Below are 26463 nucleotides of genomic sequence, written 5' to 3'. Positions count from 1 at the left end.
TACCACGAATATATAGACGGTTGAACGGTTGATAAACAGCCGGCGAGGCAACGAATTGTGTCGCCGATGTTGTTAATCGCTCGCGTCTTTCAATCCCGGCCAAGCTGCCGCAATTGGACTTCCGAGCGCAAACATATCGATCACGCGATCGACTGTCTGATCGACCATTTCATCAATAGAAGCCGGCCGATGATAGAACGCCGGCAACGGCGGGAAAATGATGCCGCCCATTTCGGTGACCGAAGTCATATTGCGAAGATGCGCGAGATTGAACGGCGTTTCGCGCACCATCAGCACCAGGCGGCGACGTTCCTTCAACACGACATCGGCGGCGCGGGTGATCAGATTGTCCGATAGCCCGAGCGCGATGCTCGCCAGCGTTTTCATCGAACATGGCGCAACGATCATGCCGTCGGTGGCGAACGACCCCGATGCAATGCTCGCACCGACATCGCGAACGTTATGCACAACGTCCGCAAGCGCGTGGACGGCGGTTTTATCGAGATCCAGTTCGTGCTGGATGTTCAGCCAACCCGCGCTGGAGATCAGCAAATGCGTTTCTACACCGCCCAGACGGCGCAGCGTTTCCAGCAGCCGGACGCCGTAGATTGAACCGGTTGCACCCGTGATGGCGACAATCAGCCGACGCGGCACGGGCGCTCCAGGCGAAGGACGTGCGACGGACAATCTCAGGCAGCGGCGAACAATTGCTGCAGTTCGCCCGATTCGTACATTTCCATCATGATGTCCGAGCCGCCGATGAACTCACCGTTCACGTAAAGCTGCGGAATGGTCGGCCAGTTGGAGAATTCCTTGATGCCTTGACGGACGCCTTCGTCTTCAAGGACGTTGACCGTCTTGATCTCGGTCACGCCGCAAGCCTTCAGAACCTGGATGGCGCGGCCTGAGAAACCGCACATGGGAAACTGCGCGGTGCCCTTCATGAACAGCACAACCGGTGCTCCTTCAACGATTTCTTTGATGCGTTCTTGCGTTTCCATGGTCTTTCCTGCGAGGCGTTGTAATGCGGGGTTGATTTTGGGTCCAGCGGTGACGTATGGGCCATTTGCGGGCCGCTTGCGCTACTTCAAGCGAAATTTCACACGTTAACGATTTGAAATGATAGCGGATTTCAATCCAGGCGGCTTGAGCGGGCCGGACGGATTTGCAGCCGGTTGACGCCATCATCTACGGGAGTCAAGCCGCGAAAAAACCGCCGCTGACACGTTCGATCCCAGCCAGATCGCGCTCCGAGCGCACGTCGGACAAACCGCGCGCCGTCACCAGGGCGCGTACATCGGCGGCCTGATCGTAGCCATGTTCCAGCCAGAGCGAGCCGCCCGTCGCCAGGAAAAACGGCGCCGTCTGGACGATTGTGCGGATCGCGGCGAGTCCGTCGGCTTCATCAGTGAGGGCGGTACGGGGTTCGAAGCGCAGATCACCTTCGGAAAGATGAGGGTCATTCTTCGCGATATACGGCGGATTGCTCACGATCACGTCGAAGCGCAGCGCGGGATCGAGCGCGCTGGTCCAATCGCTTTTCAGCAGCGTGATGTTGCGCTCGGGGCGCAGCAACCGTGACGCATTTCGTGTAGCAACTGCCAGCGCTTCGGCGGATTGATCGACCGCCCAGACGCGGGCGTTGTGGTGGGAAAAAGCAATCGCCACGGCGATCGCGCCACTGCCCGTGCCTAGATCGAGCACTCGTGGCGCTTCGATCCCGGCCAGCTTTTCAAGCGCGATTTCCACGAGCAATTCGGTCTCTGGCCGCGGAATCAGCACATCCGGCGTGACCTCGAACGCGAGCCCAAAGAACTCCCGCATCCCCACGAGTTGCGCGATCGGTTCGCCCGCCGCGCGCCGTTGGGCCAGCGCGTCGAAGCGCTCGACGCTTTCTTCAGGCAGTTCCTTGTCATCGCGCGTGATCAATTCGGTCCGTCGCCAGCCGAGCACGTGCTCGAGCAAAATCCGCGTTTCGAGCGCGGGCAGGGGAGACGCGCGCAATAACCCGGCGACCGACGTCATTCCGAATCGCCCAGCGCAGCTAGCAGCTCGGCCTGATGTTCGCTGACGAGCGCGGCCACCAGGTCGTCGATATCGCCATCCATGATCGCGTCGAGCTTGTACAGCGTCAGGTTGATCCGGTGATCGGTCATTCGCCCCTGCGGAAAGTTATACGTGCGAATCCGTTCCGAACGATCGCCCGAGCCAATCAGGCTCTTGCGCGTGGCCGCTTCCTTCGCGTGCTGCTCCTGGTTCTGCTTGTCCATGATCCGCGCGGCGAGCACCTTCAGCGCGCGATCCTTGTTCTTGTGCTGCGAGCGGTCGTCCTGACATTCCACGACAATCCCCGTCGGCAAATGTGTGACACGCACGGCAGAATCGGTCTTGTTGATGTGCTGGCCGCCGGCGCCGGACGCGCGGAAGGTATCGATACGCAAGTCCGCCGGATTGATCACGACTTCGCCAACCTCGTCGGCTTCGGGCATCACCGCGACCGTGCAGGCCGACGTATGGATGCGCCCCTGCGTTTCGGTCGCGGGAACCCGCTGCACGCGATGCCCACCCGATTCGAACTTCAGCTTCGAATACACGTTCTGGCCGGCGATCCGCACGATCGCTTCTTTATAGCCGCCGAGATCGGAGACGCTCTCCGACATCATTTCGACCGTCCAGCGATTGCGCTCGGCGTATCGAAGATACATGCGCAGAAGGTCGCCTGCGAACAGCGCGGATTCATCGCCGCCCGTGCCCGCCCGGATTTCGATGAAGATATTGCGGTCATCGTTCGGATCTTTCGGCAGCAACATGGCCTGCAGATCGCGCTCGATAGCTAGCATCCGCTCGCGCGCTTCGCCAATTTCTTCTTCGGCGAAATCGCGCATGGACGGGTCAGAGAGCAATTCCATGGCGGTGGTTTCGTCGTTCGACGCCTGCCGCCACAACGCGTATTGCTCCACGACCGGTCCAATTTCGGCATTTTCCCGCGTGATCTTCCGATACTGATCCATATCGGCGGTCACATCTTCGCGGCTCATCAGGTCATTGAGTTCGGCTAGCCGGGTAGTCAGCTGGTCGAGCTTGTTTTGCATGCTCGTTTTCATGGAAGGCTGGAGCGAGGCTCCGAAGAAGACAGCAATCAGGAAGGCGACCGCAAAGATGCTCGCATGCGGCGCAAAGCAGAAGAGACGAGAGAGGGGCGCTAAGTTTCCGACGGATCGGACGGTTCGTTCGATCCTGACGGATGGCCGTGCTTGTAAAGCCCGCCCATCAGGTCGATGAGCTGGTCGCGATTCTCACGGCTGGCACGGCTGAGCGCGTGCGTGGGACCGTGGATCAACTTGTTGGTCAGCGATTGCGACAGCGCTTCGAGCACCGCAGCTGGATCGTCGCCGCGCGCGAGCATCTTGCGGGCGCGTTCGACTTCGGCGCGGCGCATTGCATCGGCTTGCGTGTGCATGTGGCGGATCACCGGCACGATGCTGCGTGCATCGAGCCATTGCATGAAGCCCTGCACACGGGTGTCGATGATCGATTCCGCTTGCGCCACCGCCGCTTGCCGCGACGCGCTGCCTTCGCGCACGATCGCGCCGAGGTCATCGACGGTATAGAGGAATACGTCCTGCAGCTTGCCCACTTCAGGTTCGATGTCGCGCGGAACCGCGAGATCGACCATGAAAATTGGCCGATGACGACGCGCCTTGACTGCCCGTTCCACCGCGCCCAATCCAATGATCGGCAACGTGGATGCCGTGCACGACACGATGATGTCGAACTCGTGCATGCGCGCGGGCAGCTCGGAAAGGGGAATGGAGCGGCCGTTGAAGCGGTCGGCGAGCTTTTCGCCGCGCTCGGCGGTGCGGTTCGCGACCACGAGCTCGCGCGGCTTTTGCGCGGCAAAGTGCGTCGCGCACAATTCGATCATTTCGCCCGCACCGATGAACAGCACGCGCTGACCCGAAATGTTTTCGAAGATGCGCTGCGCGAGACGCACGGCCGCAGCAGCCATGGAAACAGATTGCGCCCCAATTTCGGTGGTCGTGCGGACTTCCTTCGCCACGGCGAAGGTGCGTTGGAACAACTGGTTCAGATAGGTGCCGAGCGCGCCGGCTTCAGACGCCGTGCGCACCGCATCCTTCATCTGGCCGACGATCTGCGTCTCGCCGAGCACCATGGAATCAAGCCCCGAGGCGACGCGAAACGCATGCCGCACCGCTTCGGACTGCGGCAGCGCGTAGACGTGCGGCGCGAGTTCGGACACCGGCAGGTTGTGATACTTGGACAGCCAATGGATGGCGGCGTCGCGGGCGGCTTTGTCGTCGGTGGCGCAATACAGCTCCGTGCGGTTGCACGTCGACAGGATCGCGGCCTCCGGCGCCGCTTTCCCCAGCGGCCCCAGCCACAGGTCTTTCAGCGCGACGAGCGCTGGTTTGATCTGTTCGAGCGGAAACGCCACGCGTTCGCGCAAGGCGACAGGCGCAGTGTGGTGGTTGATTCCGATCGCGAGGAGCTGCATGTTATGGGCCTGATCCGATGGCCTTGAGACCCTTGGAATTTAGCCCGATATTATAGCCTTTCGCGGATTTCTTCAGTCCCAGCCTGGAAACCCAAGCCAGACAAGCCGCCCGGGATGCCGTCAGCTTCAATCCGGTCCAGTTGGTAACCGTAGCCGTAGAGCGGGGTCAGCCGGTAACCGTTGTCCGGCCGAAGCAGCAATTTCGTGCGCAGACGGGACGCGTGGGTGTCCAGAGTCCGCGACGCCATGGCGCTTCCGCGTGGCCATACGACTTCCATGATGTGCGCCCGCGACACGGCGCGTGACAGGTTCGTGAACAGCAACCGGGCGAAGCGGAATTCCTTCGGCGTGAGCAAAACCCGCACGTCCCCGAAACTCACGCTCAATTCCGACGCGTTGAACCGATATTCGCCGAAATGCTCGGCGGCAGGCGTGCGAATCGCGCTGCGGCGTGCCAGCACCTCGACGCGAGCCGCCAGTTCGATGCATCGGACGGGTTTTGCGACGCAATCGTCGGCGCCGGCTTTCAGGCACGCGACCATATCGGCTTCGCTCTGGCTCGCCGCGATCAACACAATGGGAAGCTGCGGCGCCAGTTGCCTGACCCGTTCGATGATTTCCGCGCCGATCATGTCGCGCGTTTCATTGGCGGCGATCAGCAAATCGAATGTGTCGTACCTCATCCGATCCAGCAATACGGGCGCCGTGGGGAAAAATGGCAGAAATGGCCGTCCAGGACAAGTGTCCGGCGGATGAGTGCGGCGTGCTGAACGTCCGCGTCGATGATGGCGATTCGCATGATTTCCGACGCTGCCGCGCGCGTTGAGAACAGGCTGGGCGGCGCGGCACTTGGCACTTGCTTGCCATCGCCATTCCAGCCCCCTAAACTCATCCGCTACGCTGCAAACGCCTTCCAGACCTTCTAGGTTACAGAACCGAAAATGCTAGTTCACCAATCCGATTCAACCCATAGGTTTAGTCTTAATTCCGCTGGAACGTCCCGCTAATGGGGTGGCCAGGGATCATATTTCTCGGTTTGGTGGTGGGGCTCGCCGGATGGTGGCTGCATCCGTTGCGGCGTTTGGTCTCAAAACCACTCGGCCGGTTATGGGCGGCGGGACTCGCGGGCGTGGTAGCGGCGGCGCTCGCAAAAATGCTCGGCAATATCACTGGCGCTTTCCACGATGGCGATTCCCTCGAGTGGCTCGCGTGCGCGCTGTTGGCGCTGGTCACTGTAACCGTCACGGTAGGGCTGGCCGCGCGGAGTTGATTCGCGGTTAATGTACCGTTGATGACGTTCGACTGGTTCTATGTATCAAATAAATTCTGCAGGTGACTCCATGAACGATCGACTGAATTCCCCCGATGCCCAGACTTTCGCCGGGCGTATCGAATTGCTGCGCGGCGCGATGGCGCGTGAGGCGCTGGCCGCCGTGCTGGTGCCGTCGTCGGACCCGCATATCTCCGAGTACTTGCCGGAGCATTGGCAGGGACGGCAATGGCTCTCAGGGTTCACGGGTTCGGTCGGAACGCTGGTCGTGACCGCTGATTTCGCCGGCGTGTGGGTCGACAGCCGTTATTGGACGATGGCCGAGGCGCAATTGGCGGGGACGGGAATCGCGCTGATGAAGATGATGGCCGGGCAGCAGTCCGCACCGCACGTGGACTGGCTCGCGGAGAACGTGGCGGCTGGCGAGACGGTCGCAGTCGATGGCGCCGTGCTCGGCGTGGCGGCGGCGCGGGCGCTGCAAGATGCGTTGACCGCACGCGGGATCGTGTTGCGCACGGACCTGGATCTGCTTGATGCCGTTTGGCCGGAGCGGCCGGGTTTGCCGTCGGAGAATGTGTACGAACACGCCGCGCCCCAGGCGAGCGTCACGCGTCCGGAAAAGCTGGCGGAAGTGCGGCGCGTGATGCGCGAGAAGGGCGCGCAGTGGCATTTCATCTCGACGCTCGACGATCTCGCGTGGCTCTTCAACCTGCGCGGCGCCGACGTCACCTATAACCCCGTGTTCGTCGCGCATGCGTTGATCGGTTTGGACGACGCGTCGCTGTTCGTCGGCGATGGCAAGATTTCCGCCGATCTCAAGGCATCGCTGGCGAAGGAGAACGTGCGCGTGGAGCCGTATTCCGCTGTGGCCAATGCTCTTGGTGCGTTGCCCGCGGGTTCCTCGCTGCTTATCGATCCGCGCCGGATCACGTTCGGTTCGCTCGAGAAAGTGCCGGCTGAAGTGAAGATTGTGGAGGCGGTGAATCCGTCGACGTTCGCCAAGTCGCGCAAGACTGCCGCCGACGCCGCGCACATCCGTTCGACGATGGAACAGGACGGCGCCGCGCTCGCCGAGTTCTTCGCATGGTTCGAAGACGCGCTCGGACGCGAGACGATCACGGAACTCACCATCGATGAAAAACTGACGGCTGCACGTGCGCGCCGGCCAGGATTCGTCACGTTGAGCTTTGCGACGATCGCCGGCTTCAACTCGAATGGCGCGATGCCGCATTACCGCGCGACCGACGCCTTGCATTCGGTGATCGAAGGCAATGGTCTACTGCTGATCGATTCAGGTGGCCAATACCTGAGCGGTACGACGGACATCACGCGCGTTGTACCTATCGGCACGATCACGTCGGAGCACAAACGCGATTTCACGATCGTGCTGAAGGGGACCATTGCGCTGTCGCGGGCGCATTTCCCGCGCGGCATTCGCTCACCCATGCTCGATGCCATCGCCCGTGCGCCGATCTGGGAAGCCGGCGCGGATTACGGACACGGCACGGGGCATGGCGTCGGGTATTTCCTGAACGTGCATGAAGGCCCACAGGTCATCTCCCACTACGCGCCGGCCGAGCCGTACACGGCGATGGAAGACGGCATGATCACGTCGATTGAACCGGGGCTTTATCGGCCAGGGAAATGGGGTATTCGCATCGAAAATCTCGTCATGAACGAACCCGCCGGCAAAACCGAATTCGGCGATTTCCTCAAGTTCGAAACGCTGACGCTGTGTCCTATCGACACACGCTGCATCGACCTGACGTTGCTGCGCGACGACGAACGCGCGTGGCTCAACGACTATCACGCGACGGTTTTCGAACGCGTCTCGCCGCATGTGTCAGGCGCGGCGAAAACGTGGCTCGAAAAACGCACGCAAGCAATCTGAACGGAGCTTTAAACGTATGGCGATCAAGGCAGTAGTGTTCGATTTCGGCGGCGTGTTGATCGACTGGAATCCGGAGTATGTGTACAGCCGGCTGATTCCCGATGCCACCGAGCGGCGCTGGTTCATGGACAACGTCGTGCATATGAACTGGGTGTTGCAGCAGGATGCGGGGCAAACCATCGCCGACGGCAATGCCGAACTGATCGCCAAATTCCCCGAACACGAAGCCCTGATCCGGGCGTTTTACGAGCGCTGGCAGGAGATGGTGGGAGGCGTGCTGGAAGATGGCGTCGCGCTGGTCGACAAGCTCGAAGCCGCGAAAGTGCCGCTGTTCGGGCTCACCAACTGGTCCGCTGAAACTTTCCCTTGGGCGTGGGAGCGGTTCCCGGTGCTGCAGCGTTTTCGCGAGGTGGTCGTGTCGGGGCGTGTGTCGGTCGCAAAACCCGATCCGGCGATTTTCGCGTTGATGTGGGCCGAGATTGAGAAGCATCTTCCGGACATTCAGCCGCAGGAAGTTGTTTTTATCGATGACAACGTGAAGAACATTCACGCTGCTACCGCGCTCGGCTGGAATGCCGTGCATCACACGAACGCCGAGCAAACCGAAGCGCGCTTGAGGGCGCTAGGTTTGCCCGTGTAATCACTTGCCAAATAGATGCTTCAGCGCGTCGCCGATGTTCTTGACCACACCGCCGGCGTTCTTGGCCACGCCTTCGGTGTTCACGCCGACAAACTTGGCGAAGCCCTCCGCGAGCTTGGTCGACAAGCTTCCGTTAAGCGAGAACTTCGGGTCGCGTAAGTCACCGTCCAGCGTGAAGTCCAGCTTGATCTGATCGTGGTTTTTCAACGCCGCGATCGCGAGCTTGGTTGGAATGCTGAGAAACGTGTCGAGCGGATTGCCGTTATCCGATAATTGCAGCCGATTCAGCACGACCGAACCCGGCGCGTGGATGCGGTAGTCGTGCACCGTGGCATCGAGCGTGAGGTCGAGCGTGCCGCCCGTGACGGTGGTCCTCGCGCCCGCTCTCCTCAGCAGATACGGATCGAGCGTAGCAATGTCGACGTTGCGCAAGGTCGTGTGCGTCTGCGAATCCTTGCTCGCAATTTTTATCCAGCCGTTGAACGCGACCGTGCCCGTGTGCGACGGCCCTTTGATCGACCCGGTCATGTCGAGCGTGGTCGGGTCCGTAAGTTCGGGAAGATGCAGGTCGTCGACGTTAGCCCGCGCGTCGGAAATCAGGATCCTGTACGGCGGCGTTTGCACGGATTGATCGAAGAACTCGATCGAGCCACGCTCGAACGTCACGTGATCGATCAGCCGGTCTTCTTGCGCATGCGCCGCCGCTTCGCTTGAACCGGCCTGGGCTTCGCGCGTCGACTGCCGGAGATTGGGCAGCAACTCGACGTGGCCATCGGCGAAACGCGCGGCAGACAGATAAAAGCCATCCACCGTCACATGGCGCAGATGCACGCGGTTGCTCAGGAGAGAGCGCATGTCGATGTTCAGCGTAACGCGCTCGGCGCGCAGCGTGTCGTCCGTGGGCCAACCCTGCGGGCCCCGCAGACGCACGCGGCTCAACGTGATGCGCGCATAACCCACGTCGATATCTTCCACCGAGCCGAGCGGCCCAAGCGTTTCAAGCACGCGCGCCTTCATTTCCTGAGCGACGAAAAACCCGCCGCCGACCACTGCCAACAGCAACACCACGATGACCACGCCCGCCCACAGCGCGACGCGTCGCGCCTTTGTACCCGCCATCCCGATGTCCCCCATCCAAGCCGCGCGCGGGCGGCGATTTGGTGCGTTGTTGTTGGCCTCGGCCGCTGCCGGCTTTATCGGACGATTGGCTTATAGCGCAGGCGCTTCGGCTTCGCCGCTTCTTCGCCCAGACGATTACGCTTGTCGGCTTCGTACTCTTGATAGTTGCCGTCGAAGAAGGTCACTTGCGAATCACCTTCAAACGCGATGATGTGCGTCGCGATCCGGTCGAGGAACCAGCGATCGTGCGAGATCACCATCACCGATCCCGCAAATTCCAGCAACGCGTCTTCCAGCGCGCGCAAAGTTTCAACGTCCAGGTCGTTCGACGGCTCGTCCAGCAGCAGCACATTGCCGCCTTCAATCAAGGTTTTCGCCAGATGCAGGCGCCCGCGTTCACCGCCCGACAACGCGCCGACCGTCTTCTGCTGATCGCCGCCCTTGAAGTTGAATCGACCGATATACGCCCGCGACGGCGTTTCGTACTTGCCCACCGTCAGCACGTCCGCACCGCCCGAAATCTCTTCGAACACGGTCTTGTTGGCGTTGAGCGCATCGCGGCTCTGATCCACATACGCCAGCTTGACCGTCGGCCCCGTGACGATTTCGCCCGAATCTGGTTGCTCCTTACCCGTTAGCATGCGGAACAACGTCGATTTCCCCGCGCCATTCGGCCCGATAATTCCGACAATCGCGCCGGCCGGGATCTTCATGTTGAGTTTATCGATCAGCAAACGGTCGCCATAGGCCTTGCTCACGTTCTTGAATTCAATCACTTCGTTGCCCAGCCGGTCGCCGACAGGGATGAAGATTTCCTGCGTTTCATTGCGCTTCTGGTATTCCTGGCTGTTGAGTTCCTCAAAGCGAGCGATACGCGCCTTCGACTTTGCCTGGCGTCCCTTCGGGTTCTGGCGCACCCATTCCAGTTCTTTCTTCAGCGCTTTCTGACGCGCCGATTCCGTCGATTCTTCCTGCTTCAACCGATCTTGCTTCTGGTCGAGCCAACTGCTGTAGTTGCCCTTCCACGGAATGCCGTGGCCGCGGTCGAGTTCGAGAATCCATTCGGCGGCGTTATCGAGGAAATAGCGATCATGGGTCACCGCCACGACCGTGCCTGGGTAGCGTGTCAGGAATTGTTCGAGCCAATCCACCGATTCCGCGTCCAGGTGGTTGGTCGGTTCGTCGAGCAGGAGCATGTCGGGCTTTTGCAGCAGCAGTTTGCAAAGCGCCACACGACGCTTTTCGCCGCCCGATAAGTGTTCGATTTTCGCGTCCCACGCGGGCAGGCGAAGCGCGTCGGCGGCGACTTCGAGTTGTTGCTCGGGCGTGCCGCCGTCGCTGGTGGCGAGGATGGCTTCGTATTTGGCTTGCTCGGCGGCGAGGGCGTCGAAGTCAGCGTCCGGTTCCGCGTACGCCGCGTAGATGGCGTCGAGTTTTTTCTGTGCGCTGAAGACTTCGCCGAGACCGTCTTCAACGGCTTCGCGCACCGTTTGCTGCGGATCGAGTTGCGGTTCCTGCGGCAAGTAGCCGATGTTCAGGTTCGGCATCGGCGTGGCTTCGCCTTCGATTTCCTTATCGACGCCCGCCATGATGCGGATCAGGGTCGATTTACCCGAACCGTTCAGGCCGAGCAGGCCGATCTTGGCGCCGGGGAAGAACGACAGCGAGATGTCTTTCAGGATCTGGCGCTTGGGTGGCACGATTTTGCCGACGCGGTTCATGGTGAAGACGTATTGGGCCATTTGCGGATTCGGTTGTCTTAAGGTTTGCGGATGTCGGTTTTATGGCGGGCTTCAGCCGGGAGAATGTCGGTTTTTAAGCCTCCGCCGGGAAACCCTGGATTCAGTGCGCGACGATGCGTTTCCCGCAGCACGCGGGAAGTGACGACATTGTACTTCGATGGATATGGCTGCTTGGCGGACCTTTATCTGCTTCGATGCGCGGCGTTCTCAGCGCCACGATGCGACACCGCCGTGGCGCGAACACGTGCCGCTGCGATGGGCGTAACGTGCCGAGACGCTGAGCAGACCGAGCTTGCCACTGCCATCAACAACGCGCTGAAGCGCGACGGGTTCTCGGTGCGACAAACCTCCGTCCAATCGGGTTACGCCATCTATAGCGTGGTTGGCGCGCAATCAGGCGTAGCCGGCACGTTGAAAAATTTGTTTTTCGCTTCGACGGGAGAAAAACCGGAGCGGGTCTTTCGCGACGCGCTCAATAATGACGTTGAGATCACGAAAAACGCGGACAAGGTGCTCGTCTTCGACCGGACGCTTCCTAGCTCCGGCTTGCTGTTATGGACGGACCTTCGCGACTGGTACGCCGAAGTGCAGGGCATCGATGACTCGGACGGCGCTAAAGAGCAGTTGTTCAGGCGACTGCGTCAGTCGGTTCACCGCGCCGACTCACCCGGCGAGCTTGCCGTCTTTCAAGGCTATTACGAGTGCTTTGGCAAAGAGCTTGGTGAGCGTCTACCGGCGCTGGTCCACGGGTCTATCTGCATTACGACCCCTACACAGTCCGTCAACGCGGGGACTAAAAATATCTAGCGCGTCAACGCATGGACTTCTTGTCGCTGCTGGAGAACGGGGTGCGCATCGTCATCGAGATTGACGGCCGTCATCACTACGCTGTGCCGGACACCAACACACCCGGGGGCTACGTCGCGAACGCGCAGCGCTATGCCGAGATGGCCGCCGAAGACCGACGGCTGAGTCTGATGGGCTACGAGGTGTACAGGTTCGGCGGCCATGAATTTCCGGACGTCGACCTTAAGCTGCGACAGGTTGGTCCGCGTGCACACCGGTGCGCTACGGACTTCTTTGAGCGGCTGTATGCAAAGCATGGCGTTCGATAGACTCAACTTTCTCTTCGGAAAAGAACTAATCCGAATTCATGCTGCCCTGACTAGCTAGCAATTTTATACGTCGGAATTAGGTCGAAAGCGCTGCAACTTTGGCGCAGCCCGAGTCCGCGAAGCTGACTCGCGTCGTCGTTCACCTGCCGTCCTTGGGGGTGATAGCCGATTGGTCGTCGACGGCAACCCAGCGGGGCAAATCGAAAAAAGCACCTTGATGTCTATGTTCAATCACCCGCACGAGCGAGTTACATGTGACTTTCGAAGAAAAGCTGGAAAAGCCACGCAATTGTTGCGTGACGCGGACGGCCTTCTTATCACCGCGGGGGCCGGGATGGGCGTGGATCCCGGGCTGCCTGATTTCCGCGGCGTCGATGGCTTCTGGCATGCATACCCGGCGCTTCAGCACCACGGGCTATCGTTTGAAGACATGGCCAATCCAGCCAGTTTTTCGAACGACCCCACGCTCGCATGGGGGTTCTATGGGCACCGCCTGGCGCTGTATCGGAAGACCAAACCGCATACTGGATTCGACATTCTCCGAAAGTGGGGTGCCCGCATGCTGCACGGCGCCTTCGCTTTCACGAGCAACGTAGACGGCCAGTTTTAGAAAGCTGGTTTTCCCACGAGGCAGGTGGCCGAGTGCCACGGGACAATTCACTTGCTCCAATGCATCAAACCTTGCGTCAATGCCGCTTGGTCGGCTCAAGAAGTTGAGCCGACCATCGATGCTTCGACAGGGCGTCTCATCAATGACATGCCCATGTGCCCGCGCTGCGGAAAGTTGGCGCGGCCCAACATATTGATGTTCGGCGACGGGGCTTGGGTCGACAAGTATTCAGAACGGCAACTGGACCGTCTTACTGGCTGGCTCCGCAGCCCGCAGCGCCTCGTGGTGGTGGAGCTGAGTGCAGGCAAAGCATTGCCTACCGTACGACGATTCAGCGAGCTTCATGGCCCTCGCGTAATCCGCATCAACCCTCGAGAGGATTCGATAGCGCCGCACATCGGCGTCGGAATTGCGGGAAGTGCTGCAGAGATTTTTTGCAGCTACTTGATTCACGCCTGACGTCGTCGCCGGTGGGCTCCCAGCGCCGCGAGTTGCTGGAAGGTGCCGGTTTAAAATGACAGCTGTGCAGAGCAGTGATGATTCGACCAACACTGCGGACAAGTGTACTGAGGTGCGTGATGGAAAAAACCAACGATTCCGATACTATCCTTGAGTCGGACGGCGGTGCTGTCGTGTTCCCCGTTTCCGCCGGCGGACGGGAAGTGCGTTGTGCGATTACCCGGGATGCCCTTGAGCAGTTTTTCTGGCTCCCTCCCGATGCTAACGAGGTGCGCGTTCTCAAGGCATTTTCAGACTGGCGCAGCCGCATCGTTGCGTTGGCGGTGCGCATGGCGTTGCGAACGGGGAGCGATTCATTGACGCTGACGGCTGCCGATTTTGAGAAATAAGCGTCATTCCACGACTGCAGGATGCGATGGCCCAATCAAAACGCGAACAGCCTAGTGCTGATAATCCCCGCTCACCGGAAGCTCAGGCGCTCGCGCGGGTGGCCTCGGCCGCGCGTGAGGTACAGTCTGTGTCCGCCGCTCTTGAGCACCGTTACGCCCAACGTGATGCTCAGCGCGCAACGTTGCTAGAGCTAGTGTAGTGCTTCGTTTTTCTTGGAACCAAGGCGACGATTGGCGCGAATGACTTTCTGCAAGATGTCGTTGGCCTTGGCAGTCCACACGAATGGTTTGGGGTCCTGGTTATGCACGGCGATGTACTCCTTGATAGCGAGGATGAGATCGGGAACGCAACGGAACACGCCACGGCGCAAACGTTCGGTAGTGATATCGCGAAAGAAACGCTCCACCATGTTCAGCCACGATGCAGAGGTCGGCGTGAAATGCACGGTGAACCGAGGATGTTTCGCGAGCCACTCCTTGACCTTCGGGTGTTTGTGCGTGGCGTAGTTATCGCAAATCAAATGCAGCTCTTTGCCCTTGGGAGTCTCGCGCTCAATTTGGCGCAAGAAGTCGAGCCATTCGCTGTGACGGTGGTGCTGATCACAGCGGGCGATGACAGAACCATCGAGGGTGTTGAGCGCCGCGAACAGGGTCGTGGTGCCGTGACGCTTGTAGTCATGAGTCTGGGTGGCCGCACGGCCTCTCTTCAAGGGCAGTCCGGGCTGAGTACGGTCGAGCGCCTGCACCTGGCTCTTCTCGTCGCAGCACAGCACCAAGGCATGCTCGGGCGGGGACATGTACAGGCCCACGATGTCCTCGAGCTTCTCGGCGAACTTTGGATCCCGCGAGACCTTGAAGCTCTCAACCAGGTGAGGTTTGAGGCCGTTGGCCTGCCAGATTCGCAGCACCGTGGTGTCGCTGACGCCGGCCTTCCTAGCGAGCGTGCGCGTGCTCCAGTGTGTCGCAGCTTCGGGCATGGTCTGCGTCGTCAGGCGCACGATCTCAGCTCTATCGACGCGCGGCTTGCGCCCACTGCGCGGCAGGTCATCTTCTATCGCCGCGACGCCGCCCTGAACAAAGCGTTCGCGCCAGCGCCCCACCTGGACCCGCCCGATTCCCAACGCGGCGGCGATCTCCCGATTGCCCATACCATCGGCCGCCAACAGCACGATCTGTGCTCGTCGCACTGCTCTTACCTCGAGGGTTTGCGATCTCACCATCTTCTCAAGCTCGATGCGTTGATTGCTGCTCAATTCAATCGGTCTCGCCGTTTTCATGACTTGCTCCATCATCGGTACAAAGAGCATGACAATGGCAAGATCCATTAGTTCCGTTAATTCAGAAGCACTACACTAGCTCGTTTCTCAGCCGCGATGCAAGAACTGAAGGACGCACGCGAAGCGTTCGACGCGCTTATTGCCATCAACTTTGGTCGTTCTGAATAAAGTGAGTGACATGCTTGCTCAAGCGGGTGCGAACACCACCGCTCCGACGCCCGCGATATGGGCGAAGCTTCGAAAGAACCGGTACTCAAGTTCGCCAATCGTTAGCTGATTCGTCCCGGACTTCGTCAAATCGAGAATCTCGTCAGCCATGGCCGACGTGATCCTGCCGCAGTTTTGCAAATCCTTGAACTCCTCCGAGGGCTCGCCCATCAGAATCGATGCCACGTCACTCCTGCGTCGCATCATGACGAGGCACAGTCCCGCGTCGAGCGAGAGTTCGAGGTATTTGGCAAACGTCAGCAGCGACTCTGGTGATTCGTCTTGCGCACTGCTGGCCAGGTCAGACACAGTAGTCATCGATTCCTTTCCCGAAACGAATTACAGCGGGTGCTCCACGGCCAAAGTGCCCCGCTTCGCGTTTTGGCTGGCGTCGTTGTCTCTTGGGTCGGGGGACACGAACAACCAGGCAAGCTAACTTTCGCTCGATCGTCCTTTTCTGGCAAGCCGCTGGGTCGATAAATATCCGTAACGGCAAATGGACCGACTCACGCCTGGCTCAGTGCCTCGATGCGGCCCGCAACAGGTCAGCGGCGGCCCAACCGGAGAGGAGTCGGGTGCTACTCTTACAAGAACGGAAAGGGGGAACCCATGACGACTGGCGGCCAGGTCCTGTACGTGTACCGATGCCTGTGATGCGGGCACAGAGGTTGGCTCCATCTCGACGACGATTTGCACGACGGCGGCGCTCACGATTGCGACGTCTGTAAGACCCCGTCCGTGCTCGAATGGGATGGCGGCGTGCGACTGTCTTCTGGTAACGAGGGGGCCGTTCCGGGTCAGAATAAACCCTCCAAGTAATTCGGCAGACCCGCGAACGGCTTACCTGATTCGGTGCTTTACCTTTGGCGCGCCGCGGCGGTATCATCGGGTTTCAATGGTTTTGATACCTCTCAAAGTAAATGATACTGCGTGATACCGACGACTCCGACCCATGGCATTTTGCCCGACCCGACCTCGCGGCCGCGTATCTCCAGGCGTTCGACCTGAAGCTGTCTTCGGCTCGCGGCCTGTTTGCGCGCCGGAGGATGGGAAAGACCGAGTTTCTCCGACGCGACCTGCTCCCGGCCGCTGTGGAGAGGGGTTATTTTGTTGCATACACCAACCTATGGGACAACCGGTCCGCACCTGACGTCGCGCTACTAAGTGCTTTGGCGGAGGCGCTCGAGCCGCAAGGCGTAAGGGCGGTGTTCGCGAAACTCGGCAAACCGGTCAAGAAAATCAAGGCAAGCGCCAAAATAGCCGGCGCTGAGGGCTCGCTCGAAGCGGAACTGGCGTCCGCCGGCGACAGCGCGTTGGCGTTGCGCGAAGTTCTCAAGCAGGTCGATAAGCAGAAAAGGCCGCTCCTGCTTGTCATTGATGAGGCGCAGGTTCTGGCGCTCGCGGACAACAGTGTTTTCGCGCACGCGCTGCGGGCCGCCCTCGACATCCGCAAGGACCGCATCAAGGTGATTTTCGCGGGCAGCTCTGAGACGACGCTGCGGGAGATGTTTGCGCGTGCCTCCGAGCCGTTCTACAACTGGGCGGCGCTCGAGCCGTTCCCGTTACTTGGCCAGGAATTCGTTGCCTTTACGGTCAAGTTGCTGAACAGTATGGCCCGCAATCGGTTAACCGTCGAACAGGGCATGTTCGCGTTCGAGGAGCTGCATCGCACCCCAGAATTCTTCAAGCGGTTCATCGAGCGCTACATGCTCTATCAGTTGCAGGGTGTCGAAGCCGCGCTGACGCACACCAAGGCATCTGTCTTTTCGGATGAGCATTTTCTCCGACAGTGGACCGAGCTAAATCCAGCGGACCAAGCTGTCGTTACCATGCTTGCGCGGGGCGAGGCCGACGTGCACGGTGCGACCGGGCTCTCGCGCCTCAAGGAATTGACGGGTAAGCCTGCGACAAAGAACACTGCGGCGCACGCGCTGCGTCGGCTGCAGGCACAGAGCATCGTCACCCGGCTCGCAGTTGGGGATTACCGTATTGAGGACGAGGCATTCGCTGAATGGATTCGCCGGCGCGCGAGCCGGCAATCCTGAGTCCGGCGCTATACCGCTGAGGTCAATAAATCTCAGCGGGGAAAACTTGTACCCGAATATCTTGGCGTTCGCGCGCCGCTTATTGAAGCCTGTTATCAGCTTCGACGTGCAGCACACCGGCCCGGCCGGCGAGCACCGCTGCATCACCGATTTCGGAGCCATCCTGATTACGCCGGACGGAGACATGTCCACCTGCGTCACTGGTGAAACCGCCTAAAGGCACACGGTTTAATCCAATTGTTTGTCGCCTTACTGGGATTTTCCGCACACCGTCGAGGATGCGTTTGGTTGGGAGACGGCGCTTCACGAGTGCGTGCTGCTGAACGAAAGCGCGTTGTGGGTCGGATTCAGCAGTCGCTTGAGCGACACACCGATTGTCTACAAAGAAAGCCGGCTGGTTTCGAGACGTGGCCGGACTTGGAAGAAGGGTCGCGGTGAGCAAGCGCAAGGCGCGCTTGAAATCGCTCTTAAAGACGTGCATCGCTAGGTCAACCGCACCGCCGCCGCCGCGATTGGCACGCGTGTCCCAAAACTTGGGTCCGTTTAGCAAAAGCTCGAAGTCACTGCCTGCAGCGTTGACGTGATATCGGGCCGTATCGCGGGCAGTGACGGGATGAAATGGGATGTCGCGCTTGGTGCAACAACCAACTTTTTGTAGGACGAACAGTGCGTCCAAGGTTTGCCACTGCGCCAAAACCAAGTCATCGACGATTTTGACCATGCCGCCCCCGCTGGCGCGGGTCGGGCCCGGCGGGCCCTCCGCTACTCGTCTTTTACAAAGACAAAGTCACAAAAACTCCCCGCCTATGTCCATAGGCTAGTACATCAGGGGGGACGTCAATGGGTATTCAGTGAGGGGTGAATAAGAAATTCATCACGTCGCCGTCGTGCACGACATATTCCTTGCCTTCCGCCCGCATCTTCCCGGCTTCCTTCGCGCCTTGTTCGCCCTTGAACGCGACGAAGTCATCGAACGCGATGGTCTGCGCGCGAATAAACCCGCGCTCGAAGTCTGTGTGAATAGCGCCGGCGGCCTGAGGCGCGGTGTCGCCGATATGAATCGTCCACGCCCGCACTTCCTTCACACCCGCCGTGAAATAGGTCTGCAATCCGAGCAGTTTGTAACCCGCGCGAATCACGCGATCAAGACCCGGCTCGTCCATGCCGATATCGGCGAGAAACTCTTGCTTGTCGGCGTCGTCGAGATCCGCGATTTCCGCTTCGATCGCCGCGCACACCGCCACCACCGGCGCGCCCTCGGCCTCCGCGTGCTTGCGCACCGCGTCTAGATGCGGATTGTTCTCGAACCCGTCGTCCTTCACGTTCGCCACGTACATGGTCGGCTTGGCCGTGATCAGGCAGAGCGGCTTGATCAGCAGGAGTTCGTCTTCGCTCAGGGTTAGCGCGCGCACAGGTTTCGCCTGATCGAGTTGCGCCTGGATCTTTTCCAGCAGGGGGACGAGCTTCGCCGCTTCCTTGTCGTTGCCCGAGCGCGCCGACTTCGCGTAACGGTGATGAGCCTTCTCCACCGTCGCCAAATCCGCCAGCGCCAGTTCCGTATTGATGACTTCGATGTCCGCGAGCGGGTCGATCTTGTTCGCGACGTGAATCACGTTTTCGTCTTCGAAGCAGCGCACGACGTGCGTGATGGCGTCCGTTTCGCGAATGTTCGCGAGGAACTTGTTGCCAAGGCCTTCGCCTTTGCTCGCGCCCGCCACGAGGCCCGCGATATCAACGAATTCGACAATCGCCGGGACCACGCGCTCGGGATTGACGATTCCCGAGAGTGCGGCCAGCCGCGGATCCGGCACTTCGACCACGCCGACATTCGGCTCGATCGTGCAGAACGGGTAGTTTTCGGCGGCGATGCCGGCCTTGGTCAGTGCATTGAACAGTGTGGACTTGCCGACGTTAGGCAAGCCGACGATGCCGCATTGGAGGCTCATGGAATCCTTCGAACTGGTGAAACGGCGTGCGCCGCGTGGTTCAACGCTGGATGCGCGCGTCGCGGGTTTCAAAAACCGCGGGTCCTGCGCGCATAGCGGGCGGCCACGTCGTGCGGGCCGGAAAAACCGCTATTGTAGCGCCACGGCCGGGTCGGCTGGGCAGGCGGGAAGGTCGCTGCCGGGCTGTCCGGGCTGTCGCAGCCGTTGAAACACCGCATTGCGCATCGAATCTCGAAATACCCCGGCAGCTATAATGGATCCATGACTTTCCACTCAAGAAATTTTCATGCGGTTGTGGTCGGCGGCGGCCTTGTCGGCAAGACGGCGGCGCTTGCGCTGACGCAATCCGGCCTGCGCACGGCGCTGCTGGCAACGCCCGCTGCTGCCGCGCCCGCCGCCGACAGCTTCGATTCCCGCATCTACGCGCTTTCATCGAGTTCGCAGGCGCTGCTGGAACGGCTGCGCATCTGGCAGGCGCTGGATCGCGACAAACTCGGGCCAGTGCTGGACATGCGTGTGTTCGGCGATGCTTTCGCCGAGCTGCATTTCTCCGCATTCCAGGCCGCTGTGCCGCAATTGGCGTGGATCGTGGAATCGTCGTTGATCGAACGGTCTTTAGATGCCGCACTGCGTTTCCAGCCGAACCTCACGTGGTTCGATTCGCGCGCCCAAGGTCTGACCATCCACGATGACGCCGCTCATCTGACCCTTGCAAACGGCGACACGCTCGAAGCGGATCTGGTGGTTGGCGCGGACGGCGCGCATTCCTGGGTGCGGGCGCAGACGGGCGCGAAGATGCAGCGCCGGGATTATCGGCAGACGGGTGTGGTGGCGAACTTCAAGTGCGAAAAACCGCACGGCGAGACGGCATACCAGTGGTTTCGCGATGGCGAGATCATTGCGTTATTGCCGTTGCCCGGCGATCACGTTTCGCTCGTGTGGTCCGCTAAGACCGAACACGCCGATACCCTCCTGCAACTCGATCCCGCCCAACTCGCGGCGGAGGTCGAAAAGGCCACGCAAAACATGCTCGGCGCGCTCGAATGCGTGACGCCGGCGCAGGGCTTTCCGCTCGCGCTGCAAACCGTGGACCGCTTGATTGGCCCGCGTGTGGCGCTGGTTGGCGACGCCGCGCATCTGATTCATCCGTTGGCGGGCCAGGGCATGAACCTGGGTTTGCGCGATGTCGCCGCGCTGGCCGAAACCCTCGCCAACAAGGAAGCATTTCGTTTGGCCGGCGACCCCGTTTTATTGCGCCGATACGAACGCACCCGTCGCGAGGACATCCAGAAATTGACGCTCGCCTGCGACGGCCTGCAGAAACTCTTCGCCATGCCAGGCACGCTCGCTCGCGGGCTGCGCAACACCGGCATGGCGCTCGTGGGTGCACAACCGCTTGTCAAACGCTGGCTTGTGTCCGCGGCGCTTGGTTAAGGCCGGCCAAAAGACTTGCCCAAGAACGTCCCACTTACTTCAAGATTGACGGAAACTCGAATGAAAATCACTCTTCGCCGCGCTCTGGTCGCTGCTGCCACGCTGGCCGCGGTGTTTGGTATCGGCATCGCGGCTCAAGCCGATCAGACCACCGACAAGATCAAGTCCACGCTGCAATCGCGCATTGGCGACGCTGACATCAAAAGCGTCGCGAAGTCGCCGGTTCCGGGCCTCTACGAAGTCAACCTCGGCGCGCAGATCGTCTACACGGACGCCACCGGCAACTATCTGCTGATGGGCGATCTGGTGGACACGCGCACGCGCACGAACATCACGGAAGCGCGTCTGGCGGAAACGAACAAGATCGACTTCGCGAAGCTGCCGTTCGAGAACGCGGTCAAAGTGGTGAAGGGCACGGGCGCGCGCAAGATCGCGGTGTTCTCCGATCCGAATTGCCCGTATTGCAAGCAGTTGGAAACCACGCTCAAGTCCGTCGATAACGTCACCGTCTACACCTTCCTGTACCCGGTTTTGTCGCCGGATTCGACAGTCAAGTCGAAGTCGATCTGGTGTTCGAAGGACCGCTCGGGCGCGTGGGAAGGCTGGATGCTCGACCACACGGCACCGACCGCCGCCTCTAGCTGCGACACGGCCGCCATCGACAAGAACCTGAAGCTCGGCCAGTCGATGAACGTCACCGGCACGCCGACGGTTTTCCTGGCCGATGGACGCCGCTTGCCCGGCGCGGTGCCAGCCGATCGGCTGGAGAAGGAATTGTCCGCGGTTCGCTAAACGACTATTCGACCAACGACGAAGGAGGCGCGCGATGCGCCTCTTTCGCTTTCATGGCGTTGGGGCTCGACTCATTGCGCCATGAGCGTTTTAAAAGCCGCTGAATTCCGGGCCACACGATCACGCCCAGCTACAAGAATAAAAGGACCTCGACGCATGAACGCCATCCGTTACACCATCGTTCCGAAAAACCCCGCTGCGCATTTGTTCGAAGTGACCTTGACCGTCGCGCAACCCGATCCATCGGGTCAGCGTTTCGTGTTGCCCGTGTGGATTCCGGGTAGTTACATGATTCGCGAATTCGCCCGGAATATCGTGACGCTGCAGGCGTTCAACGCGGCCGGCCGCAAGCTCGTCATCGATAAAACCGACAAGCACGCTTGGGCGACCGCGCCGCACGATGGTCCGATCACGCTGCGCTACGAGGTCTACGGCTGGGACTTGTCGGTGCGGGCAGCGCATCTCGACGACACCATCGGCTTTTTCAACGGCACGAGCGTGTTCCTCGCGGTGGAAGGGCAGGCGGATGCGCCCTGCATCGTCGACATTCAAAAGCCTGCGGGCGCGCAATACGCGAACTGGCGCGTGGCGACGGCCTTGCCCGAGGCCCGCGGCACGAGGCGCTACGGCTTCGGCGCGTATGAAGCGCCGAACTACGACGCGCTGATCGATCATCCGGTGACGCTGGGCGAGTTCGCGCTCGGTTCCTTCGATGCCTACGGCGCGAAGCACGACATCGTGATCTCAGGCCGGGTGACCGGACTCGATATGCACCGCCTGGAAACCGACCTCAAGCGGGTTTGCGAATCGCAAATTGCGTTGTTCGAACCGCGTACGAAGAAGTCGCCGGTTGATCGTTATGTGTTCATGACAGTCGCCGTCGCCGATGGTTACGGCGGCCTGGAACATCGTGCATCGACGGCGTTGATCTGCAATCGCGCTGATTTGCCCGTTACCGGACGCCCGGATGTGACGGAGGGTTATCGGACGTATCTGGGTCTTTGCAGCCACGAGTATTTCCATACGTGGAACGTGAAGCGGATCAAGCCGGCTGCGTTCGCGCCGTACGATTTATCGCAAGAAAATTACACGTCGTTGCTGTGGCTGTTCGAGGGTTTCACGTCGTACTACGACGACCTGATGCTCGTGCGCAGCGGCCTCATCAGCGCGAGCGAATACTTTTCGCTCTTGGGCAAGACACTCGGCGGCGTGCTGCGCGGGTCGGGCCGGTTCAAGCAGACCGTGGCTGAAAGTTCGTTCGATGCGTGGGTCAAATATTATCGGCAGGACGAAAACGCGGCGAACGCGATCGTCAGCTATTACCAGAAGGGTTCGCTCGTCGCGCTCGCTTTCGACCTGTCGATCCGCGCGCAAACCGAAGGCAAGAAGTCACTCGACGACGTCATGCGACTCTTGTGGCAACGTTACGGCCGCGATTTTTATCACGGCAAGGCGCGGGGTATCGAAGAAAGCGAAGTGGAAGCCTTGTTTGCCGAAGCTACTGGCGCGGACCTGAAAAAGCTGTTCCGCGAGGGCGTTCACGGCACGCGCGATCTGCCGCTCGATACTCTGTTCGAGCCCTTCGGCATTACGTTCGCGCCCGATGTGGCGACCAACGGCACAGCGGCGAAACCGTCGTTCGGCGCGCGGATTCGCAACGGCGCGGACTGCGTGCTCGCGGCCGTCCACGAGAACAGTGCGGCGCAGAAGGCGGGTTTGTCGGCGGGTGACGTGCTGGTCGCAGTCGATGGCTTGCGTGTCACGGGATCGAATCTCGACACGCTGCTTTCGCGCTATTTGCCCGGCGCGAAGGTGGAGGTGCACGCATTCCGGCGCGACGAACTGCGCGTCGCACAGGTCAAACTCGATCCGCCAGAAGTATCGCGTTATGTGCTGTCCACAGCCGATGGAGGTGGTCCGTCGAAGCAATGGCGCGAACGCTGGCTGAAAGGTTGAACGCCAAAAGCAGCACCAAAGGCGGATTGTTCTATTGCTGCAACAATCCGTCACGAGTGCACAGCTTGTTCCTGGCGTCGTAAAAAAGAAGAATGCGTCCTGTCAGAGCGCGATCCGTGCTCGAACTCAACAGACACAGGAATCATCATGACGACCATTCTTCAAATCAATTCCGCTGCACGCTCGCAAGGCGCCCAATCCACGTTGCTGGCTGACGAAGTGTCGGCGAAGCTGCAGCAAGCGCATCCGGGTGCGAAGCTTGTCGTGCGCAATCTTCTCTCCGACAACATCCCCCACCTCGACGATGCCACGCTCGGCGCATTCTTCACGCCCGCCGACGCGCGCACGCCTGAGCAGAACACCATCCACGCGAAGAGCGAAGCGCTGATCGCCGAACTGCAAGCAGCTGACGTGGTCGTGATCGCAGCACCGATGTACAACTTCGGCATTTCGTCGCAATTGAAGGCTTACTTCGACTGGATCGCGCGCGCAGGCATCACGTTCAAGTACGGCGCGAACGGCCCGGAAGGTCTGGTAACGGGCAAGAAGGTGATTGTTGTGTCGGCACGCGGCGGCAAATACAGCGGCACGCCGAACGATTCGCAAACGCCGTATCTGAAGTCGTTCCTCGGTTTCCTGGGCATGACCGACGTCAGCTTCATCTTTGCCGAAGGCCTGGCAATGGGCCCGGACGCTGCCGGCGCTGCTTTGGCTACGGCCCGCGACTCGATCGCCGCGCTGTAAGCTTGTGAAGTAGCTCTGGACCGTTGTAAAAAACCCGCCGTGTCGTGAGACATCGGCGGGTTTTTTTATGCGAGAGCGTCAGGTAATCGCCAGTCAATGGCCCCTCGTCCGTGTTGCTCCAGATACGTATTCGCTGCCACAAAATGTCCGCAACCCAGAAAACCGCGATGTGCTGACAGCGGCGAAGGGTGGGGCGCCTCCAGCACGCAATGCGCTTTCCCGGACGCCACCGCCGACGCGATCAACCCCCGTTTCGCCTGTGCATGCGCCCCCCAAAGCATGAACACGAGATGTTCATGCCGAAGGGCAAGTTCGTGAATCAGCGTGTCGGTGCAATGCTCCCAGCCGCGCTTGGCGTGACTGCCGGCTTTATCGCGTTCCACCGTCAACGATGTGTTCAGCAACAGCACGCCTTGTTGCGCCCAGGCATCGAGGCAACCGTGAGCAGGCGCTGCAAAGCCCAAGCTGGCGTTGATTTCCTTGAAGATATTTTTCAACGATGGCGGCGGCCGAACCGGCGCCGGCACCGAAAACGCCAGGCCGTGAGCTTGTGGCGCGCCACGATCTTCGCCGTGATACGGATCTTGTCCGAGGATCACGACCTTCACGTCGCCGGGACGCGTCAAGCGCAAGGCGCGGAAGACATCGGCGGGATATACGGTCTTACCGGCGGCGCGCTCGGCATCGACGAACGCACACAACGCGGCGCAATGCGGACTTTCGATGAACGTCTTCAGATGTTTGCGCCAGTCCGCCGGCAATGCGTCGAACTGACTTTCCAACGACGCAAACGGCCGGGCTTTCGATGCCTCAGCTTCAAAGAGTGACGCCTGACTCATTTGACGCCGCCGTTGGAGCCGGGCGCTTTGGGCTCGCACAGGTCGTAGCCGCGGCGCGCCTTGCTGGCATCTTCAGGCTGGAGATACAGGAATGCGCCACGCATTTGTGCCGCAAGCGAGTTCAATGCTTCCTCGTTGCCGGATTTCAGCTCTAGCTCGAGTTCGCTGATCGGCGTGGTCAGGCGCTCGCCGTCTACCTCAGCCACGACCTCACCAAGGTCCAGCGCCGCTTCGATCTTCGCACCGTCAATTTCAACATCCCAGATCACGCGTGAGAAATCAGTGCGGAACAGGGCGATCAATTCGGGCGCGGCATTGCTGAGCGCGTTGGCAGCTTGTTCGTCGTCGCAGATTTCAAGCAAGGCGGGGATTTCCAGGGCCGCGCCAGCGACGGGCTGTTCCCATTCATGCCGGTTATGCAAACCGCCCGCTGATTCTCCCGCCGTCTTGTACGTTTGCAGCCACTGATCCGGTGTACCGCGCAGACGCACTGCACTTTTCGCTTTTGCGAGCGCACGGCCGGGGGTGTCGAAGTAGACGTTGGTCAGCTGAATCTTGCGGCCTTCCTGACCCGTGCGTTTCGTCAGGTCCTTCGCTATCTCGCCGTGTTCGGACGTTGGTAGCGCCAGTTTGATCTCGCGTTCAATACCCAAAATAAACTCCCTGCAACAGCATCAGAAGAACATTCGCGCCAGTTCGGTACCGGGATCGTCTGCGCGCATGAACGCTTCGCCGACCAGGAAGGTTTGCACGTCCATGGCGCGTAGCCGGTCGACATCGACACGGCTCAGAATGCCCGATTCGGTCACCACTATACGGTCTTCGGGAACCATGTCCAGCATGCCGATGGTCGTTTCAATCGACGTTTCGAACGTGCGAAGGTTGCGATTATTGACCCCGATTAACGGCGTCTTCAAGGTGAGCGATTGTTCCAGTTCGTCGCGATCGTGAACCTCCACGAGCACCGCCAACCCGAGCGAGTGCGCGTACGCTTCCAGATCCTGCATTTGCGAAGTCTGCAGCGCGGCGGCGATCAGCAGGATGCAATCGGCGCCCATCGCGCGGGCTTCCAGGACCTGATACGGATCGACCATGAAGTCCTTGCGCAGAACCGGCAGGCTGCACGCGGCGCGCGCTTCTTCAAGATGAGCAACGCTGCCCTTGAAGAACTGCACGTCGGTCAGCACCGACAAACACGCGGCGCCGCCTTTTTCATACGATTGCGCGATCTCGGCGGGGACGAAGTTTTCGCGAATCACGCCCTTCGACGGGCTCGCTTTCTTCACTTCCGCGATGATCGCCGGTTTCCCCTCAGCATGCTTCGCGCGCAAGGCGCCGACGAAATCGCGCGAGTCGCGCGCGCTCGCCTGCAAACGCATTTCTTCCAACGAGACGCTTTCCTGCGCCATGCGAACTTCGCTGCGTTTGACTTCAATGATGCGATCGAGAATGTCACTCATTTCCAGGTCTCT

At 60.3% G+C, this 26463-nt stretch carries 26 protein-coding genes and 1 pseudogene; 12 read left to right on the top strand and 15 right to left on the bottom strand.

Features of this window, described 5'->3' with window-relative positions:
• Nucleotides 1-72 precede the first annotated feature (72 nt).
• From ACMX25_RS33330 to ACMX25_RS33305, 6 genes are all read right to left on the bottom strand, one after another.
• Nucleotides 73-654 (bottom strand): UbiX family flavin prenyltransferase, encoded by a 582-nt coding sequence (locus tag ACMX25_RS33330; protein WP_414954159.1) that lies wholly within the window; start codon nucleotides 652-654, stop codon nucleotides 73-75.
• Between the two features lie 35 nt (nucleotides 655-689).
• The gene (gene grxD, locus ACMX25_RS33325; protein WP_414954158.1) at nucleotides 690-1001 is read right to left on the bottom strand and encodes a Grx4 family monothiol glutaredoxin; all 312 of its coding nucleotides are present in this window, start codon (nucleotides 999-1001) and stop codon (nucleotides 690-692) included.
• Between the two features lie 196 nt (nucleotides 1002-1197).
• Entirely contained in the window at nucleotides 1198-2025 is an 828-nt protein-coding gene (prmC, locus tag ACMX25_RS33320; RefSeq protein ID WP_414954157.1) for a peptide chain release factor N(5)-glutamine methyltransferase, read from the bottom strand.
• Nucleotides 2022-3104: a peptide chain release factor 1 gene (prfA, locus tag ACMX25_RS33315; RefSeq protein WP_414954156.1), complete on the bottom strand. Its 1083-nt coding sequence runs from the start codon at nucleotides 3102-3104 to the stop codon at nucleotides 2022-2024. Before prfA ends, prmC begins: the two co-directional genes overlap by 4 nt.
• A gap of 98 nt (nucleotides 3105-3202) precedes the next feature.
• The gene (gene hemA / locus ACMX25_RS33310; protein ID WP_414954155.1) at nucleotides 3203-4516 is read right to left on the bottom strand and encodes a glutamyl-tRNA reductase; all 1314 of its coding nucleotides are present in this window, start codon (nucleotides 4514-4516) and stop codon (nucleotides 3203-3205) included.
• A gap of 50 nt (nucleotides 4517-4566) precedes the next feature.
• The gene (locus tag ACMX25_RS33305) at nucleotides 4567-5199 is read right to left on the bottom strand and encodes a response regulator transcription factor (RefSeq protein WP_414954154.1); all 633 of its coding nucleotides are present in this window, start codon (nucleotides 5197-5199) and stop codon (nucleotides 4567-4569) included.
• Nucleotides 5200-5522: 323 nt separating this feature from the next.
• On the opposite strand from ACMX25_RS33305, the gene ACMX25_RS33300 reads away from it, so the two are divergent.
• The 3 genes from ACMX25_RS33300 (at nucleotide 5523) to ACMX25_RS33290 (ending at nucleotide 8317) form a co-directional block, all read left to right on the top strand.
• A complete protein-coding gene (locus tag ACMX25_RS33300; RefSeq protein WP_414954153.1) occupies nucleotides 5523-5786 on the top strand; it encodes a hypothetical protein in 264 nt (87 codons plus the stop codon).
• 70 nt (nucleotides 5787-5856) lie between these two features.
• Nucleotides 5857-7677 (top strand): aminopeptidase P family protein, encoded by a 1821-nt coding sequence (locus ACMX25_RS33295; RefSeq protein ID WP_414954152.1) that lies wholly within the window; start codon nucleotides 5857-5859, stop codon nucleotides 7675-7677.
• Between the two features lie 16 nt (nucleotides 7678-7693).
• Nucleotides 7694-8317, top strand: a complete 624-nt coding sequence (locus ACMX25_RS33290; protein WP_414954151.1) for an HAD family hydrolase — start codon at nucleotides 7694-7696, stop codon at nucleotides 8315-8317.
• Here ACMX25_RS33290 and ACMX25_RS33285 read toward each other — a convergent pair whose 3' ends face one another.
• Both ACMX25_RS33285 and ettA read right to left on the bottom strand, forming a co-directional pair.
• Nucleotides 8318-9436 (bottom strand): DUF748 domain-containing protein, encoded by a 1119-nt coding sequence (locus ACMX25_RS33285; protein ID WP_414954150.1) that lies wholly within the window; start codon nucleotides 9434-9436, stop codon nucleotides 8318-8320.
• Between the two features lie 74 nt (nucleotides 9437-9510).
• Nucleotides 9511-11178 (bottom strand): energy-dependent translational throttle protein EttA, encoded by a 1668-nt coding sequence (gene ettA, locus ACMX25_RS33280; protein ID WP_414954149.1) that lies wholly within the window; start codon nucleotides 11176-11178, stop codon nucleotides 9511-9513.
• Nucleotides 11179-11409: 231 nt separating this feature from the next.
• Between ettA and ACMX25_RS33275 the strand changes: the two genes are divergently transcribed.
• From ACMX25_RS33275 to ACMX25_RS33260, 4 genes and pseudogenes are all read left to right on the top strand, one after another.
• Entirely contained in the window at nucleotides 11410-11985 is a 576-nt protein-coding gene (locus ACMX25_RS33275) for an AbiJ-related protein (protein WP_414954148.1), read from the top strand.
• A gap of 11 nt (nucleotides 11986-11996) precedes the next feature.
• A complete protein-coding gene (locus tag ACMX25_RS33270; protein ID WP_414954147.1) occupies nucleotides 11997-12293 on the top strand; it encodes a hypothetical protein in 297 nt (98 codons plus the stop codon).
• A 217-nt stretch (nucleotides 12294-12510) separates the two neighbouring features.
• Nucleotides 12511-13362 (top strand): annotated as a pseudogene (locus ACMX25_RS33265) (SIR2 family NAD-dependent protein deacylase).
• Nucleotides 13363-13481: 119 nt separating this feature from the next.
• Complete coding sequence (locus tag ACMX25_RS33260) at nucleotides 13482-13751, top strand: DUF1488 family protein (protein WP_414954146.1); 270 nt, start codon at nucleotides 13482-13484, stop codon at nucleotides 13749-13751.
• A gap of 191 nt (nucleotides 13752-13942) precedes the next feature.
• Here ACMX25_RS33260 and ACMX25_RS33255 read toward each other — a convergent pair whose 3' ends face one another.
• Nucleotides 13943-15028, bottom strand: coding sequence for an IS630 family transposase (locus ACMX25_RS33255; RefSeq protein ID WP_414954174.1), 1086 nt, complete (start codon nucleotides 15026-15028; stop codon nucleotides 13943-13945).
• A 186-nt stretch (nucleotides 15029-15214) separates the two neighbouring features.
• Entirely contained in the window at nucleotides 15215-15553 is a 339-nt protein-coding gene (locus ACMX25_RS33250; RefSeq protein ID WP_414954145.1) for a hypothetical protein, read from the bottom strand.
• 602 nt (nucleotides 15554-16155) lie between these two features.
• Here ACMX25_RS33250 and ACMX25_RS33245 point away from each other — a divergent pair.
• Entirely contained in the window at nucleotides 16156-17280 is a 1125-nt protein-coding gene (locus tag ACMX25_RS33245; protein WP_414954144.1) for an ATP-binding protein, read from the top strand.
• Nucleotides 17281-17359: 79 nt separating this feature from the next.
• Here the strand turns inward: ACMX25_RS33245 and ACMX25_RS33240 are convergent, their stop codons facing one another.
• Together ACMX25_RS33240 and ychF are read right to left on the bottom strand one after the other, a co-directional pair.
• The gene (locus tag ACMX25_RS33240; RefSeq protein WP_414954143.1) at nucleotides 17360-18001 is read right to left on the bottom strand and encodes a hypothetical protein; all 642 of its coding nucleotides are present in this window, start codon (nucleotides 17999-18001) and stop codon (nucleotides 17360-17362) included.
• Nucleotides 18002-18128: 127 nt separating this feature from the next.
• On the bottom strand, nucleotides 18129-19226 hold the full coding sequence (gene ychF / locus ACMX25_RS33235) for a redox-regulated ATPase YchF (RefSeq protein ID WP_414954142.1): 1098 nt from the start codon (nucleotides 19224-19226) through the stop codon (nucleotides 18129-18131).
• A 261-nt stretch (nucleotides 19227-19487) separates the two neighbouring features.
• On the opposite strand from ychF, the gene ACMX25_RS33230 reads away from it, so the two are divergent.
• The 4 genes from ACMX25_RS33230 (at nucleotide 19488) to ACMX25_RS33215 (ending at nucleotide 24152) form a co-directional block, all read left to right on the top strand.
• Complete coding sequence (locus ACMX25_RS33230) at nucleotides 19488-20660, top strand: UbiH/UbiF family hydroxylase (protein WP_414954141.1); 1173 nt, start codon at nucleotides 19488-19490, stop codon at nucleotides 20658-20660.
• A gap of 60 nt (nucleotides 20661-20720) precedes the next feature.
• Complete coding sequence (locus tag ACMX25_RS33225) at nucleotides 20721-21452, top strand: DsbC family protein (protein ID WP_414954140.1); 732 nt, start codon at nucleotides 20721-20723, stop codon at nucleotides 21450-21452.
• Between the two features lie 156 nt (nucleotides 21453-21608).
• On the top strand, nucleotides 21609-23408 hold the full coding sequence (locus ACMX25_RS33220; protein WP_414954139.1) for a M61 family metallopeptidase: 1800 nt from the start codon (nucleotides 21609-21611) through the stop codon (nucleotides 23406-23408).
• Between the two features lie 147 nt (nucleotides 23409-23555).
• The gene (locus ACMX25_RS33215; protein ID WP_414954138.1) at nucleotides 23556-24152 is read left to right on the top strand and encodes an FMN-dependent NADH-azoreductase; all 597 of its coding nucleotides are present in this window, start codon (nucleotides 23556-23558) and stop codon (nucleotides 24150-24152) included.
• A 65-nt stretch (nucleotides 24153-24217) separates the two neighbouring features.
• Here the strand turns inward: ACMX25_RS33215 and ACMX25_RS33210 are convergent, their stop codons facing one another.
• From ACMX25_RS33210 to trpC, 3 genes are read right to left on the bottom strand one after another with little or no spacing between them, the layout of a single operon-like run.
• The gene (locus ACMX25_RS33210; protein WP_414954137.1) at nucleotides 24218-24991 is read right to left on the bottom strand and encodes a uracil-DNA glycosylase; all 774 of its coding nucleotides are present in this window, start codon (nucleotides 24989-24991) and stop codon (nucleotides 24218-24220) included.
• Entirely contained in the window at nucleotides 24988-25644 is a 657-nt protein-coding gene (locus tag ACMX25_RS33205) for a CYTH domain-containing protein (RefSeq protein ID WP_414954136.1), read from the bottom strand. Before ACMX25_RS33205 ends, ACMX25_RS33210 begins: the two co-directional genes overlap by 4 nt.
• Nucleotides 25645-25665: 21 nt before the next feature.
• The gene (trpC, locus tag ACMX25_RS33200) at nucleotides 25666-26451 is read right to left on the bottom strand and encodes an indole-3-glycerol phosphate synthase TrpC (RefSeq protein WP_414954135.1); all 786 of its coding nucleotides are present in this window, start codon (nucleotides 26449-26451) and stop codon (nucleotides 25666-25668) included.
• Nucleotides 26452-26463: the final 12 nt, after the last annotated feature.

The organism is Caballeronia eucalypticola (assembly GCF_047608185.1).
Taxonomy (GTDB): Bacteria; Pseudomonadota; Gammaproteobacteria; order Burkholderiales; family Burkholderiaceae; genus Caballeronia.
The sequence above is the reverse complement of the archived record's forward strand: the minus strand, read 5'-3'. Positions and strand labels throughout refer to the sequence as shown.

Excerpts from the sequence above, each read along its gene's own strand:
- grxD (WP_414954158.1), bottom strand. The coding sequence starts at position 1,001 with ATGGAAACGCAAGAACGCATCAAAGAAATCGTTGAAGGAGCACCGGTT.
- prmC (WP_414954157.1), bottom strand. The coding sequence starts at position 2,025 with ATGACGTCGGTCGCCGGGTTATTGCGCGCGTCTCCCCTGCCCGCGCTC.
- prfA (WP_414954156.1), bottom strand. The coding sequence starts at position 3,104 with ATGAAAACGAGCATGCAAAACAAGCTCGACCAGCTGACTACCCGGCTA.
- hemA (WP_414954155.1), bottom strand. The coding sequence starts at position 4,516 with ATGCAGCTCCTCGCGATCGGAATCAACCACCACACTGCGCCTGTCGCC.
- ACMX25_RS33305 (WP_414954154.1), bottom strand. The coding sequence starts at position 5,199 with ATGAGGTACGACACATTCGATTTGCTGATCGCCGCCAATGAAACGCGC.
- ACMX25_RS33300 (WP_414954153.1), top strand. The coding sequence starts at position 5,523 with ATGGGGTGGCCAGGGATCATATTTCTCGGTTTGGTGGTGGGGCTCGCC.
- ACMX25_RS33295 (WP_414954152.1), top strand. The coding sequence starts at position 5,857 with ATGAACGATCGACTGAATTCCCCCGATGCCCAGACTTTCGCCGGGCGT.
- ACMX25_RS33290 (WP_414954151.1), top strand. The coding sequence starts at position 7,694 with ATGGCGATCAAGGCAGTAGTGTTCGATTTCGGCGGCGTGTTGATCGAC.
- ACMX25_RS33285 (WP_414954150.1), bottom strand. The coding sequence starts at position 9,436 with ATGGCGGGTACAAAGGCGCGACGCGTCGCGCTGTGGGCGGGCGTGGTC.
- ettA (WP_414954149.1), bottom strand. The coding sequence starts at position 11,178 with ATGGCCCAATACGTCTTCACCATGAACCGCGTCGGCAAAATCGTGCCA.
- ACMX25_RS33270 (WP_414954147.1), top strand. The coding sequence starts at position 11,997 with ATGGACTTCTTGTCGCTGCTGGAGAACGGGGTGCGCATCGTCATCGAG.
- ACMX25_RS33260 (WP_414954146.1), top strand. The coding sequence starts at position 13,482 with ATGGAAAAAACCAACGATTCCGATACTATCCTTGAGTCGGACGGCGGT.
- ACMX25_RS33255 (WP_414954174.1), bottom strand. The coding sequence starts at position 15,028 with ATGAAAACGGCGAGACCGATTGAATTGAGCAGCAATCAACGCATCGAG.
- ACMX25_RS33250 (WP_414954145.1), bottom strand. The coding sequence starts at position 15,553 with ATGACTACTGTGTCTGACCTGGCCAGCAGTGCGCAAGACGAATCACCA.
- ACMX25_RS33245 (WP_414954144.1), top strand. The coding sequence starts at position 16,156 with ATGATACTGCGTGATACCGACGACTCCGACCCATGGCATTTTGCCCGA.
- ACMX25_RS33240 (WP_414954143.1), bottom strand. The coding sequence starts at position 18,001 with ATGGTCAAAATCGTCGATGACTTGGTTTTGGCGCAGTGGCAAACCTTG.
- ychF (WP_414954142.1), bottom strand. The coding sequence starts at position 19,226 with ATGAGCCTCCAATGCGGCATCGTCGGCTTGCCTAACGTCGGCAAGTCC.
- ACMX25_RS33230 (WP_414954141.1), top strand. The coding sequence starts at position 19,488 with ATGACTTTCCACTCAAGAAATTTTCATGCGGTTGTGGTCGGCGGCGGC.
- ACMX25_RS33225 (WP_414954140.1), top strand. The coding sequence starts at position 20,721 with ATGAAAATCACTCTTCGCCGCGCTCTGGTCGCTGCTGCCACGCTGGCC.
- ACMX25_RS33220 (WP_414954139.1), top strand. The coding sequence starts at position 21,609 with ATGAACGCCATCCGTTACACCATCGTTCCGAAAAACCCCGCTGCGCAT.
- ACMX25_RS33215 (WP_414954138.1), top strand. The coding sequence starts at position 23,556 with ATGACGACCATTCTTCAAATCAATTCCGCTGCACGCTCGCAAGGCGCC.
- ACMX25_RS33210 (WP_414954137.1), bottom strand. The coding sequence starts at position 24,991 with ATGAGTCAGGCGTCACTCTTTGAAGCTGAGGCATCGAAAGCCCGGCCG.
- trpC (WP_414954135.1), bottom strand. The coding sequence starts at position 26,451 with ATGAGTGACATTCTCGATCGCATCATTGAAGTCAAACGCAGCGAAGTT.